The 14,211-nt window shown below is 59.9% G+C and carries 10 protein-coding genes; 7 read left to right on the forward strand and 3 right to left on the reverse strand.

All coding sequences use genetic code 11. The annotated features are described in order from the left end of the window. Positions 1-118: 118 nt before the first annotated feature. Positions 119-1,462, forward strand: a complete 1,344-nt coding sequence (gene pabB / locus J3P93_RS18630; protein WP_434590557.1) for an aminodeoxychorismate synthase component I — start codon at positions 119-121, stop codon at positions 1,460-1,462. A 141-nt stretch (positions 1,463-1,603) separates the two neighbouring features. Here the strand turns inward: pabB and thrH are convergent, their stop codons facing one another. Continuing rightward, positions 1,604-2,221 carry a bifunctional phosphoserine phosphatase/homoserine phosphotransferase ThrH gene (thrH, locus tag J3P93_RS18635; RefSeq protein ID WP_434590560.1) on the reverse strand — a complete coding sequence of 206 codons (618 nt, stop codon included), beginning with the start codon at positions 2,219-2,221 and terminating at the stop codon, positions 1,604-1,606. A 164-nt stretch (positions 2,222-2,385) separates the two neighbouring features. Between thrH and J3P93_RS18640 the strand changes: the two genes are divergently transcribed. From J3P93_RS18640 to J3P93_RS18650, 3 genes are all read left to right on the forward strand, one after another. Then, the gene (locus J3P93_RS18640) at positions 2,386-3,126 is read left to right on the forward strand and encodes a phosphoadenylyl-sulfate reductase (protein WP_093103105.1); all 741 of its coding nucleotides are present in this window, start codon (positions 2,386-2,388) and stop codon (positions 3,124-3,126) included. Between the two features lie 575 nt (positions 3,127-3,701). After that, the gene (locus J3P93_RS18645; protein WP_434590563.1) at positions 3,702-5,240 is read left to right on the forward strand and encodes an NCS1 family nucleobase:cation symporter-1; all 1,539 of its coding nucleotides are present in this window, start codon (positions 3,702-3,704) and stop codon (positions 5,238-5,240) included. Between the two features lie 55 nt (positions 5,241-5,295). Next, positions 5,296-6,024 carry an aspartate/glutamate racemase family protein gene (locus J3P93_RS18650; protein ID WP_434590566.1) on the forward strand — a complete coding sequence of 243 codons (729 nt, stop codon included), beginning with the start codon at positions 5,296-5,298 and terminating at the stop codon, positions 6,022-6,024. Between the two features lie 106 nt (positions 6,025-6,130). On the opposite strand, the gene J3P93_RS18655 is transcribed toward J3P93_RS18650, so the two are convergent. Continuing rightward, positions 6,131-7,054: a LysR family transcriptional regulator gene (locus J3P93_RS18655; protein WP_434590569.1), complete on the reverse strand. Its 924-nt coding sequence runs from the start codon at positions 7,052-7,054 to the stop codon at positions 6,131-6,133. Positions 7,055-7,180: 126 nt separating this feature from the next. On the opposite strand from J3P93_RS18655, the gene J3P93_RS18660 reads away from it, so the two are divergent. Further along, positions 7,181-7,927: a 3-oxoacyl-ACP reductase family protein gene (locus J3P93_RS18660; protein ID WP_258449901.1), complete on the forward strand. Its 747-nt coding sequence runs from the start codon at positions 7,181-7,183 to the stop codon at positions 7,925-7,927. Positions 7,928-8,002: 75 nt separating this feature from the next. Here J3P93_RS18660 and J3P93_RS18665 read toward each other — a convergent pair whose 3' ends face one another. Next, positions 8,003-8,698 carry an HAD-IA family hydrolase gene (locus J3P93_RS18665; protein ID WP_093103111.1) on the reverse strand — a complete coding sequence of 232 codons (696 nt, stop codon included), beginning with the start codon at positions 8,696-8,698 and terminating at the stop codon, positions 8,003-8,005. Positions 8,699-8,941: 243 nt separating this feature from the next. Here J3P93_RS18665 and J3P93_RS18670 point away from each other — a divergent pair, with 243 nt between their 5' ends. Together J3P93_RS18670 and J3P93_RS18675 are read left to right on the forward strand one after the other, a co-directional pair. Beyond that, complete coding sequence (locus J3P93_RS18670) at positions 8,942-13,717, forward strand: RHS repeat-associated core domain-containing protein (RefSeq protein WP_434590573.1); 4,776 nt, start codon at positions 8,942-8,944, stop codon at positions 13,715-13,717. Beyond that, positions 13,714-14,142 carry a DUF6896 domain-containing protein gene (locus J3P93_RS18675; RefSeq protein ID WP_434590577.1) on the forward strand — a complete coding sequence of 143 codons (429 nt, stop codon included), beginning with the start codon at positions 13,714-13,716 and terminating at the stop codon, positions 14,140-14,142. Before J3P93_RS18670 ends, J3P93_RS18675 begins: the two co-directional genes overlap by 4 nt. Positions 14,143-14,211: the final 69 nt, after the last annotated feature.

Here is a 14,211-nt window from a genome sequence, read left to right on the forward strand (position 1 = left end):
TGCCATAAATGATTTGCAGCCTGCCGCCGATCTGTCAATCCCCTACATCCCCTCTAGGAGCAACTCACCCAGAGGACTACAATCCCCACCCCGCCGCCACGGCCGATCTACCCCGCCCATGTTGACCTGCTCCGTACACCCGCTGCCCTATCGCGCCAATCCCGCCGACTACTTCGCGGCCATCCGCAACGCGCCCGGTGCCGTGCTGCTCGACAGTGGCCGGCCGAGTGCCGAGCGCGGTCGCTTCGACCTGCTCAGCGCTTGGCCGCTGGCGCAACTGGCGGTCCTGCCGGACGAGAGCGGCAGCCATTTCCTGCAACGTCTGCGCGACAACCTCAACCGCTTGGGCGAAGCTGATTTGCCAGCGGGCTGCGAGTTGCCCTTCGCCGGCGGCCTGATCGGTTACCTGAGCTACGACTTCGGCCGGCATCTGGAACACCTGCCAAACCAGGCCAAGGATGATCTGCAGCTGCCGGATGCGCGTTTCGGATTGTACGACTGGGCGCTGATCAGCGATCACCAGGCGCAAACCACCCAATTGGTCTTTCACCCGTCCCTTGCCGACAGTGAACAGCAGCGCCTGATCGGGTTGTTCACCCAGCCGGTGGTGAGCGCGTTGACGCCGTTCAAACTCAACCAGCCAATGACTGCCGACCTCTCGGCCAACGATTACCGTCAGGCATTCGAGCGCATTCAGCAGTACATCCAGGCCGGCGATTGCTACCAGGTCAACTTCGCCCAGCGCTTTCGCGCGTCGTGCCAGGGCGATCCATGGCTGGCGTACTGCAAGTTGCGTGAAGCCTGCCCGACACCCTTTTCCGGTTTCCAGAGCCTGGCCGATGGCGGCGCAGTGCTGAGTCTGTCGCCGGAACGTTTCGTCAAAGTCAGCCAGCGTCAGGTCGAAACCCGCCCGATCAAAGGCACCCGCCCCCGCGGCCTGACGCCAACCGAAGACGCCGCCAACGCCGCCGAACTGCTGGCCAGCCCCAAGGATCGTGCGGAAAACCTGATGATCGTCGACCTGTTGCGCAACGATCTCGGCCGCACCTGTCGCATCGGCTCGGTGCGGGTACCGGAGTTGTTCAGCCTGGAAAGCTATCCGAATGTGCATCATCTGGTCAGCAGCGTGACCGGTGAACTGGCAGAGGATCGCGACGCACTGGACCTGATCGCCGGCAGCTTCCCCGGCGGCTCGATCACTGGCGCACCGAAGATTCGTGCGATGCAGATCATCGACGAACTGGAGCCGACGCGGCGCGGCCTGTATTGCGGGTCGTTGCTGTATCTGGACGTGCGCGGCGAGATGGACAGCTCCATCGCTATTCGCAGTCTGTTGGTCAAGGACGGGCAGGTGTGCTGCTGGGGCGGCGGCGGGATCGTCGCCGATTCGGACTGGCAGGCGGAGTATCAGGAGTCGATCACCAAGGTCCGGATCCTCCTCGATACCCTGCAAACCCTCTGAAAGCTTAAAAGCTTGACCGTTGATCGTTCCCACGCTCTGCGTGGGAATGCAGCCCGGGACGCTCCGCGTCCCAAGCGGACGCGGAGCGTCCATTGAGGCATTCCCACGCAGAGCATGGGAACGATCGTCAGGTGGTTGGGTTTACAGGCTAAGGTCGCGGTTGGAGGCCTTGAGGAACTCCTGCTTCAGCTCGGCAAAGGTATGCACCGCCGGAAACTGCGGAAACTCGCGGATCACATTCTCCGGCGCATGAAACAGAATCCCGGCATCCGCCTCGCCGAGCATGCTCGTGTCGTTGTACGAATCCCCCGCGGCAATCACCCGGTAATACAGGCTCTTGAACGCCAGCACCGACTGGCGCTTGGGATCTTTCTGACGCAACTGATAGCTGGTCACACCCCCACTCTCGTCAGTAATCAAGCGATGGCAAAGCAGCGTTGGAAAGCCCAACTGGCGCATCAGCGGCTGGGAAAACTCATAGAACGTGTCCGACAGAATCACTACCTGAAAGCGCTCGCGCAGCCAGTCGACGAACTCCACCGCGCCGTCCAGCGGCTTGAGCGTGGCGATCACTTCCTGGATGTGCGACAGTTTCAGGCCGTGCTCATCGAGGATGCGCAGACGCTGTTTCATCAGCACGTCGTAGTCGGGAATGTCCCGGGTGGTGGCCTTGAGCGAGTCGATGCCGGTTTTTTCAGCGAACGCGATCCAGATTTCCGGTACCAGTACCCCTTCAAGATCCAGGCAAGCAATTTCCACAAGACACTCCCGTTTGTAGTGATTATCGAGTCGAGCGAGGCCGAACTCTAGCGACTCGACTGCCGATGCGCAACGCACGGCACGCCCCCGAGCCTTGCTGCTTTTTGTTACCATCGGCGCCATATAGAGCGCCCAGCGCCACCGACCTGTAGGAAGCCGCCCTGATGAGCCCAACGTTCGACGTCGTGGAACTCGCCACGACCTATGCCAACAAATCCGCACAAGACATTCTCAAACTCGCCTTTGCCGAGTTCGGTGATGAGCTGTGGATATCTTTCAGCGGCGCCGAGGATGTGGTGCTGGTGGACATGGCCTGGAAGCTCAACAAGAACGTCAAAGTGTTCAGTCTCGATACCGGTCGCCTGCACCCGGAAACCTACCGATTCATCGAGCAGGTGCGCGAGCACTACAAGATCGACATCGAAATCGTCTCGCCGGACCACGCGAAACTTGAACCGTTCGTGAAGGAAAAAGGCCTGTTCAGTTTCTACCGCGACGGCCATGGCGAATGCTGCGGCATCCGCAAGATCGAGCCGCTGCGGCGCAAGCTCGCCGGCGTCAAGGCCTGGGCCACCGGCCAGCGCCGCGACCAGAGTCCGGGCACACGCAGCGCGGTCGCAGTGCTGGAAATCGACACCGCGTTCTCCACCCCGGAGCGCACCTTGTACAAGTTCAACCCGCTGGCGCAGATGACCAGCGAAGAAATCTGGGGCTACATCCGCATGCTCGAACTGCCCTACAACAGCCTGCACGAGCGCGGTTTCATCAGCATCGGCTGCGAACCCTGCACCCGCCCGGTCCTGCCCAACCAGCATGAGCGCGAAGGCCGCTGGTGGTGGGAAGAAGCGACGCAGAAAGAGTGCGGGCTGCATGCGGGGAATATCATCAGCAAGAGCAAGGCGTAGTCCTCAGCCACACTGATCTCCCTTGTAGGAGTGAGCCTGCTCGCGATAGCGGCGTGTCTGCCAAACATTTAGAACTGACACACCGCTATCGCGAGCAGGCTCACTCCTACATTAAATCTCCAGCGACTCGAAAAAACGTGTACACAAAATGTCACCATCGGTGCCATTTATGTGTGCACTTTTCATTTCAGCGCCCTGAAAAGTTACATTCCCGCTCCAATTCCCGCTTTCACGTTTCCGCAAAAAATCCCTCCAAAAAAATAATTACCTGCGCAATCGGTCAGTTTTTAGCGCCCGGTTTTCAGCCACTTATCGTCCGTCGATAACTTTTTTGAAATCAGTAACGCTGGGCACAGATTCTCAACTGGCACAGATCTCGCTTTAGTGCATACATGTTTTGTATACAAAACCGCAAAACATGAATTCACTTTCGATCCGCAAGCCTGAAGCGCCCTATCCCGTACAGGCTGCAGATGCCCCGTAACCAGTGATGTTGCCACTGTCGCGACGAAGATATGTCGAGCCCGCCGGCTCATGCACAGTCATCGCGGCCTGAACATCAGGAGCCTGCCGGAATGCGTACAAGTCTCTCCAATAACATCGCGCTGAATCTGCCCTCCTCCACGCTTGATCAGCCGTTGCCCGACGCCGGACTGAGCGAGCCGCTGCAACTGAGCCCGCGTCTGCACAACAGCGACCTGGCGCCGACCAAGGTCGAAGGCCGGCGCTGGGGCAAGTACAGCATCTTCGCGCTGTGGACGAACGACGTGCACAACATTGCCAACTATTCGTTCGCCATCGGCCTGTACGCGTTGGGTCTGGGCGGCTGGCAGATTCTGCTGTCGCTGGGGATCGGCGCGGCGCTGGTGTATTTCTTCATGAACCTGTCCGGTTACATGGGACAGAAAACCGGGGTGCCGTTTCCGGTGATCAGCCGGATCAGTTTCGGCATTCACGGGGCGCAAATTCCTGCATTGATCAGGGCAGTTATCGCCATTGCCTGGTTCGGTATTCAGACGTACCTCGCCTCGGTGGTATTCCGCGTTTTGCTGACCGCCGTGCATCCCGGCTTCGCCGAATACGATCACAACTCGATCCTTGGCCTGTCGAGTCTGGGCTGGGTGTGTTTCGTGGCGATCTGGCTAGTGCAACTGGCGATTCTTGCTTATGGCATGGAGATGGTGCGCCGATACGAAGCGTTTGCCGGTCCGGTGATTCTGCTGACCGTCGCTGCCCTCGCCGCCTGGATGTACTTCCAGGCCAACGCGACCATCGCCTGGTCGATCCGCGAACCGCTGACCGGTGCCGAGATGTGGCGCAATATCTTTGCCGGCGGCGCGTTGTGGCTGGCGATCTACGGCACGTTGATTCTGAATTTCTGCGATTTCGCCCGCTCTTCACCGTGCCGCAAGACCATCAAGGTGGGAAATTTCTGGGGTTTGCCGGTGAATATTCTGCTGTTCGCCGCGATTACGGTCCTGCTCTGTGGCGCGCAATTTCAGATCAACGGGCGAATCATCGAAAGTCCGACCGAGATCATCGCCTCGATTCCCAACACGTTCTTTCTGGTACTGGGTTGCCTGGCGTTTCTGATCGTCACCGTGGCGGTGAACATCATGGCCAACTTCGTCGCGCCGGCCTTCGTACTGAGCAACCTGGCGCCGAAGTACCTGACCTTCCGCCGCGCCGGGTTGATCAGCGCGACCATCGCGGTGCTGATCCTGCCGTGGAATCTCTACAACAGCCCGCTGGTGATCGTGTATTTCCTCTCCGGTCTCGGCGCCCTGCTGGGCCCGTTGTACGGGGTGATCATGGTCGACTACTGGCTGATCCGCAAAGGCCGGATCAACGTGCCGCAGCTCTACAGCGAAGCAGCCGATGGCGCTTATTACTACAGCCGTGGCGTCAATTTCCGCGCCGTGGCTGCGTTCATTCCTGCGGCGCTGATCGCCATCGTCCTGGCGCTGGTGCCAGGTTTCCACAGCGTCTCACCGTTTTCCTGGCTGATCGGCGCCGGGATCGCCGGAATGCTTTATCTGATCATCGCCCAACGTCAGCCGCACTACGCCGACGTCAGTGGCGAGTCCATCGCTGTCGATAACGTCTGCCATTAATCCCTTCGCGGCCCGGTTTTCGGGCCGCACTACTGCCCGCAATAAGGATGTCCCCATGCGTATTCTCGTGGTCAACGTCAACACCACCGAATCCATCACCGAAGCCATCGCCCGCTCGGCGCAGGCTGTCGCTGCTCCCGGCACCGAAATCGTCGGCTTGACCCCGCATTTCGGCGCCGATTCGATTGAAGGCAACTTCGAAAGCTATCTCGCCGCCATCGCCGTGATGGACCGGGTGCTGTCCTACGACCAGCCGTTCGACGCAGTGATTCAGGCCGGCTACGGCGAACACGGCCGCGAAGGCTTGCAGGAATTGCTCAACGTGCCGGTGGTGGACATCACCGATGCGGCGGCAAGCACGGCGATGTTTCTCGGCCACGCCTATTCGGTAGTGACCACGCTGGACCGCACCGTGCCGCTGATCGAGGATCGCCTGAAACTGTCCGGTCTGTGGGATCGTTGTGCCTCAGTGCGCGCCAGTGGTCTGGCAGTGCTGGAGCTGGAACATGAGCCGCAGCGGGCACTGGAAGCGATTGTGCAGCAGGCGGAATTGGCGGTGACCCAGGATAAGGCTGAGGTGATCTGTCTGGGTTGCGGCGGCATGGCCGGGCTGGATGAGCAGATTCGTCGGCGGACCGGCGTGCCGGTGGTGGATGGCGTGACAGCGGCGGTGACGATTGCCGAAGCGTTGGTGCGCTTGCGTTTGTCGACGTCCAAGGTGCGCACTTATGCGACGCCACGCCCGAAGAACATTGTGGGCTGGCCGGGGCGGTTTGCTCGATAGACCGCGTTATCGTTCATCGCGAGCAGGCTCACTCCTACAGGGGAACGCATTCCAAATGTAGGAGTGAGCCTGCTCGCGATGGCAACGACTCGATTCAAAGCCCTGCTCAGATGGCACTGAACCGCCGCGCCAGTCCCCGCTCGGCAAACTGCTCAATCACAAAATCGACAAACGCCCGAGTCTTGCCCGGCAACAATTTATGCTCGGCGTAGTAAATCGAAATATTGCCATCATCGACAAACCAGTCCGGCAGCACCCGCTGTAACGTCCCTGTCTGCAGATACCCGACCGCAAACGGCATGCTTACCAGCGCAATGCCCAACCCTTGCATTGCCGTCGCACACGCCGCTTCGGAATCGCTCATGGTCATCCGCGCCTGCAGCGTCAACGGACTGTGTTGCCGATCACGGTGGGTCAGTTGCCAGGAACGCACGCGCCCGGTTTGCGGCGAGCGAATCAGGATGCCGTCGTGCGGTTTGAGGTCGTCCGGATGAGTGATCGCCGGGTGCGCCGACAGATAGTCCTGTGACGCGACCAGCACCCGATGGGCCGGTGTCAGTTTGCGTGCGACCACGCCCTGAGGCAGTTCGAAACCACCGCCGATCGCCGCATCGAAGCCCTGGCCGATCAGATCGACCTGTCGATTATCGAAATGCCAGTCCGGGTTGATCGCCGGGTAACGCTGCAGAAACTCACCGAGCAACGGCACGATATACAGGCGCCCGAACACCGTACCCATGCTGACTTTCAACGTCCCGGCCGGCTGCCCTCCGGCGGTGGCCAGATTCGCCACAGCATTCTGGATCGTTGTCAGGCTGGCGCTGACTTCGCTCAAAAACAGTTGCCCGGCCTCGGTCAGCGTCAGGCTGCGTGTACTACGCTGGAACAGCCGTACGCCGAGCCGCGCCTCCAGTTTCGCCACGCTCTTGCCGACTGCCGCCGGGGTCAGACTCAAGCGGCGCGCGGCTTCGGCGAAGCTGCCAACCTCGGCACTGCGCACAAAGCATTCGATACTGCTGAACGTTTCCATGATCACCACTATAAACTTCTGGTTTACACAGACTATAGCAATCAGGGTCTACACGGTGGTCGATGCGACGCCGATACTCGGCACCAACACCAAGGCATCCCGCCTTGAACATTTGGAGATCGAACAATGACCACTCAACACCTCAGCGGCAAAGTCGCTCTGATTCAAGGCGGCTCGCGCGGCATCGGCGCTGCCATCGTCAACCGCCTGGCCGCTGAAGGCGCTGCTGTTGCCTTCACTTACGTCAGCTCCGCTGCCAAGGCCGAAGAACTGCAGAACAGCATCACCGCCAACGGCGGCAAAGCCCTGGCGATCAAGGCTGACAGCGCCGACGCCGAGGCCATCCGCGACGCCGTCAGCGCCACCGTCGAAGCGTTTGGCCGCCTCGACATTCTGGTCAACAACGCCGGCGTCTTGGCCATTGCACCACTGGAAGACTTCAGTCTGGAAGATTTCGACCGGACGCTTGCGATCAACGTACGCAGCGTGTTCATTGCTTCACAGGAAGCAGCGAAGCACATGGGCGAAGGCGCGCGAATCATCAACATCGGCAGCACCAACGCCGACCGCATGCCCTTCGGCGGCGGCGGTGTGTATGCGATGAGCAAATCGGCGCTGGTCGGTCTGACCAAAGGCCTGGCCCGCGACCTCGGCCCGCGCGGCATCACCATCAACAACGTACAACCGGGCCCGGTCGACACCGACATGAACCCGGCGCACGGTGATTTCGCCGAGAGCCTGATTCCCTTGATGGCCGTCGGCCGTTACGGCACCGCCGCGGAAATCGCCGGTTTCGTCGCTTATCTGGCAGGACCGGAAGCCGGTTACATCACCGGTGCCAGCCTGACCATCGACGGTGGTTTCGGCGCCTGATCTTACTGAGTCGCCTGAACGTAAAAACGCCGCCGCTCCGTCTATGGAGCGGCGGCGTTTTTTTGTTTCAGATGTTCAGGCCCATTCGAGCATCGGCAAACCGAAGGCACTCGGGGTGAAGCCTTTCAAGGTACGAAGAATGCCGTCGGCGTGTGCGTACTTTTCATCGGGCATCGCGGCATCGGGAATCGCGATGGCGGTCATCCCGGCCGCTTTCGCGGCGGTCACGCCGAACGGCGAATCCTCGAACACCAGACAATCCTGCGGCGCGACACCCAGACGTCGTGCGGCGGTAAGGAAGATATCCGGCGCCGGTTTCGCTGCGCCGACTTCCGGATCGTCGGCGGTGACGATGAAATCGAACAGCGCGAACCAGTCGCGGTGCAGCGTGGTTTTCTGGCCGAACGACTGACGCGAGGAACTGGTGCCCACGGCGATCGGAATATTATGCGCCTTGAGGTGCCGAACCAGTTCTTCTGCCCCCGGCATCGCTTGCGCCTTGGGAAAACGCTCGCGCATCAAGGGTTCGCGGATCTGCAGAAACTCTTCTGCGGTGATCGGCAGCTCCAGCGCCTGCACCACGTAGTTCGCCAGGTCATTGGCGCCACGGCCGATGATGTTCTGTTTGATGCTCCAGTCGAAGGTGCGCCCGTAGCGCCCGACAATCAGCGAAGTGACTTCGGTGTAGATGCCCTCGGTGTCCAGCAGCAAACCGTCCATATCGAAAATCACGGCCTTGATCGGCCCTAACGCCTTCAGCGGTGCATTCATCTCGGATCCGTTATCAATGACATCCCAGGCGGCGAAGACGCCGCTGCTCGGATCGGATTAAAGGGTTCAGCAGCATAGCGAGCCCGACAGACATTGAGCAACGACCAATGTCCGCGAGGCGCTGAAACACTCGCGAAAAATTAGCGAAACATCCTACAGACACTGCCTACTTCCCCGACTTCTTTCTCGTTTGATCCCCCGCAAAGTCCTCGCACCCTTTTTGATGTGCGCGAGCGACTGCGAATGTTTGAACCTGATCGGCTCCTGGCCCTGAACAACAGCATCGGTTTGCTGGTGGTGGCCGCGCTCAATCCAAAGCAACCGGATTTCGAAGCCCTGATCGGCGAATTCCGCCTCTGCCTGAACAACTACGACGCCTGGGCCGAGCAGTTCTGGACCGGCACTGCGCTCGACATCGAGCAGGTGTTTAGCGTCGGCAACGACGTGCGCCTGAGTGCGCCGATCACCTCGCGCCAGCCGCTCAGTTCGTCGGTGGTGATGTGCCCGGCCAGCGGTCCTTTGACCCTGGTGCACCTGTTCGAAGCCGCGCGTTTTGTGCCGATCGGCAATACACCGGTGACGCTTGAACCGTTGCTCAGTGAGGTCGACGGCGTCCAGACCTTCGGCGAACCGCTGCGCCACACCATCGGCCCCAGCGGCATTCTGCAAGTCACCGACTGCGATCGGGGCCAGCGTTATCGCATCTCCTTCTTTCCCGATGTTTCCACTGCTCAGGTGCGGGCGTTGTATGCCTCTTATGAAGGGGTTATTGCTGAATTGGAAGGCTGGTTACGCGGCGAATGGGCCGGGTTTCAGCCGCAGTGGACGGAGTTTTCCAGCGCCGGTTTTCTCGACCGTTACGGGCAGTTGCAACGGGCCGACTGGCGTGGTTTCGAGAACGCGCTCAACGGCGTTTGGGACGACATTAAACAGGTTTTCGCCCTCCTCGCTGACTTGCAGCTTAACAGCGAAAAACTCCTCGAATACCTCAGCGACCTCGAACTGGAGGCGTTGCTCGCGGCCTCCAGCGAGGCCATCGCCAACGCGCTGTTGATGCTCAGCGACGAGCCGCTGCTGTTCATTCATCTGGCCGCGTTTACCGGTTGGCTGAAGATGCTACCCCCGCATTACCTTGCCGAAGTGGTGGCCGAGGTTCGCACCGAGTTGCTGGTCAGTTTTCTGTTGATGCGCGTCGCGGGTGGTGCCGGCGTGTCGCTGCGGTTGAGCAGCAAGGTGCTGGACAAGATCAAGTCACCGCGGGCGCGGCAATGGCTGGCGGGCTCGGCACTGCGCCTGGCGGAGCTGACGTCGGCGCCGGAACTGAACAAGCACGCCAGCGCGTTGAAACCGTTGATGCTGCACGCGCGTGAGGTGGCGCTGAAACCCACACCTTCCATTCCGCTGAACATTCGTCAGGTCGATTCGGTGGTGCTGACCGTGCCGAATCCGGCGCCGCTGGCGCGCGGCAAGACTGGCGCTTCGACGCGGATGGAGCGCCACGAACCTCACGACGACGCTTCCGATCAGGCGAAAAACCCCAACGGCGACAGCGCCGATTGCGTGCCGCTGACTTGCACCAATGGCTGTCCGGTGTCGATGGTTACCGGTGAGGAACTCCTGACGCTGACGGATGCGGTGCTTGATGGTGTGCTGCCGTTTGAGTTCAGGCGTTTGTATCGCTCAAGCGCGGTCGAGATCGACATTGGCCTGGGGTTTGGCTGGAGCCACTCGCTGGCGCATCGGCTGGAGTTTGAGGGCGACTTTGTTGTTTGGGTCGACCATGAAAACCGGCGTACGCGGTTTCCTTTACCGAGTGCGACGCGGCCGGCGATTCACAACAGTCTGTCGCGGGCGGCGGTTTTTCTTGGCGATGAACCGGAGGAACTGATTCTCGCGCTGGCCGGCGAGACGGCGCGGTTTTATCACTTTCGCGCGGGTCGGCTGACGGCGATCAGTGATGCGTATGGCAATCGGCTCTCCGTGCAGCGCGATCGGGCTGATCGAGTGCAAAGACTCGATAACGGCGCTGGTCGTTCGCTGCTGTTGCGTTATGACCGCGCGCAGTTGGTCGGCGTGGATTATCAGGTGTTTCGCGAGGGCGCCTGGTACACCGAACAGACGCTGGTCAGCTACCGCTACGACGCCTATCAAAATCTGATCGAAGCCACCAACGCGGTCGGCGACAGCGAGCGTTACGACTACGACGACGCTCATGTGATTTTGCAGCGGCAACTGGCCGGTGGGGCGAGTTTTTTCTGGGAATGGGAACGCTCCGGCAAGGCGGCGCGGTGCGTCCGCCACTGGGCCTCGTTCTCGCAGATGAACACCCGCTACGTCTGGGCCGACGACGGCAGCGTCGCGGTGCAGTACGTCGACGGCACCGAAGAAACCTACGTTCACGACGACCGCGCGCGACTGGTGCGCAAGGTCGAGGCGGATGGCGGCGAACACCTCAAGGCCTATGACGCCGCGGGGCGGTTGATCGCCGAGCAGGACCCGCTGGGCGCGGTCACCGAATACCGCTACGACGAGGTCGGACGGCTGATCGCGCTGATTCCTCCGGACGATGTGCCAACGTCCTACGAGTATCGCAACGGTTTTCTCTACCGGCGCACCCGCGGCGATGCGGTGTGGATCTACCGGCGCAACGCCGAGGGCGATATCACCGAAGCGGTCGACCCCGACGGTCAGGTCACCCATTACTACTACAACGTGCGCGGGCAACTGCTGTCGATCCGCTACCCGGACAGCAGCCGGCATCGGCTGGTGTGGAATCCGCTTGGTCAGTTGACCGAAGAAACCCTGCCCGACGGCGGTGTGCGGCGTTTTTCCTACGACGCGTTAGGACGGCGGACTACGAGTGCCGACGAACACGGCGCCATCACCCGCCAGCAGTGGGACGCCGTTGGCCGACTGATCCAGACGACATTTCCTACCGGCAGCACCCGCGCCTACAGCTACGGCGCCTACGGCCAGGTGACCGCCGAACGCGACGAGCTCGGACGCATTACCCGTTACGAGTACGACGATGACCTGCACCTGGTCTCGCGGCGGATCAACCCCGACGGCACGCAGGTGCAGTACCGCTACGACCATGCGCAACTACTGCTCACCGAGATCGAAAACGAGTCCGGAGAAAAATACCGACTGGACTACACGCCAAGCGGATTGATCCGACAGGAAACCGGTTTTGATGGGCGGCGCACGGCGTATGCCTACGACCTCAATGGGCATCTGCTGGAAAAGACCGAATTTGGTGATGACGGCTCATGTTTGCTGACTGCTTATAAGCGCGACGCGGCCGGCCGACTGCTGATCAAAACCCTTCCCGACGGGCTGAAAGTCTCCTATCAATATGACCGCCTCGGCCGTCTGATCGCCGTCGATGACGGCCACAACCACCCGCTGGCCTTCGAGTACGACCGCCAGGATCGGCTGATCACCGAACACCAGGGCTGGGGCACCCTGCGTTACGCCTATGACGCCTGCGGCCAGCTCAAACGCCTGCGCCTGCCGGACAACAGCAAGCTCGACTACCACTACGCCAAGGGCGGCGCGTTGACGGCAATCGACCTCAACGGCACGCCGCTGACCCGCCACGTCTACCAGTTCGGCCGCGAAGTGCAGCGCCAGCAAGGCCTGCTGCTCAGCGAATATGCCTACGACGAACAGGGAAGATTACTGGCTCACGCCGTAGGCCATCAGCGCGATTCAGTCTACCGCCGCGATTATGCCTACAGCGCCAACGGCAACCTTGCCCACATCGCCGACAGCCGCCACGGCCAGCGCACCTACGGCTACGACGCCCTCGACCGACTGATCCGCGTCCGCCACTCGCGCGACGAACTGCCGGAATCCCTCGCCCACGACCCGGCCGGAAACCTGCTCATGCAGGACCGCCCCGGCCCGAGCCAGGTCAAAGGCAACCGCCTGCTGATGCAAGGCGACCGGCATTACGACTACGACGCCTTCGGCAACCTGATCCGCGAACGGCGTGGCAAAGAACAAGCACTCGTCACCGAATACCGCTACGACAGCCAGCACCGCCTGATCGGCCTGACCCGCCCCGACGGCCAAACCGCCACTTACCAATACGACGCCTTCGGCCGGCGCATCCGCAAAACCGTTGACGGCCAGACCAACGAATTCTTCTGGCAAGGCGACCAAGTCGTCGCCGAAAGCAGCCAGAACGAATACCGCAGCTACATCTATGAACCCGGCACCTTCCGCCCGCTGGCCCTGCTCGACGGCAAAGGCCCGAAAAAAGCCTGCCCGTTCTACTACCAGCTCGACCACCTCGGCACGCCGCAAGAACTCACCGACTACGGCGGCGACATCGTCTGGTCCGCCCAATACGACGCCTACGGCAAAACCGCCGCACTGACCCTGGCTGGTGAGGACTACCTGAACCAGCCGCTGCGTTTTCAGGGGCAGTACTTCGATGTTGAAAGTGGCCTGCATTACAACCGTCACCGGTATTACGACCCGCGGCTGGGACGCTACCTGACGCCGGACCCGATCAAGTTGGCCGGTGGGTTGAATCAGTACCAGTACGTGCCCAATCCTACGGGGTGGGTGGATCCGTTGGGGTTGAACTCCAACTGTCCGCCGCCGAAGAAGCCGGGTTGCGAAGTGCCGGGGGCGAGTGATGGGGTTAAAGTTGATGAGGGAGAGCCGGATCTACCGGCCATTGCTCACAATATCGATCCAAAAACTCTGAAGCGAATACACACAATCGAGGGAAAGACCTCAACCAAGACAGTCGAAAAGTATAAAAATCAAATGAGTAACGGATACGACCCAGTAGATCCTATCGACGTCGTAGAACATAACGGCAGCCTATACATTCTAGACGGACACCATCGTGCAGCAGCTGCACGACAAACTTCGACCAATGTGACAATCAGGCTCATAACCGATCTTACAAAGTACGACAGAACTCTAAATAGTATTGAAGAGGTAATAGAGTCAGCAAATAACGTAGGTTTAGACAGACTGGAGCACCGGAGAAAAAGATGAGTGAAAAAAATGAAACGCTGGAAATCCTGATAAATGACTTTATCTCTATGGTAGAGACCAGCACGCTGATATTTGAAACCAAATTTGGCACTCGAGACATTCGAAGGCTCTGGCGCACCAAAGCAATAAAGCGATGCGGGAGAGTCACTCGAGGCGTCAAATATGAGTTGCACGGAATTGGCTGCCGCATCAATCTATCGACAGGAACCGTAGATTTTGATTACGGCCCTAATGGTGAAATCAACGGTTTTGATACTTGGCGCTTATACAACTTTGCTTGTGAACGACCATCCAAGCATAGAAAATATTGCGACAAAGAAACCGTCGAAAAAGAATTCGACGAATATATCACTCTAAAAAAAATCAAAAAAATGTCAGCTATAAGTAATTTGTACGTATGGGCCGACTTAAAAGAAGCGAACTAGACAAGATCGCAAAAAGGGCCTGTTCACTCAGGCCCTCAAAATCCAATCCAAAATCTCAGCTCACCACAA

Origin of the sequence: Pseudomonas sp. R3-57, from assembly GCF_051132065.1 — a bacterium.
GTDB lineage: Bacteria > Pseudomonadota > Gammaproteobacteria > Pseudomonadales > Pseudomonadaceae > Aquipseudomonas.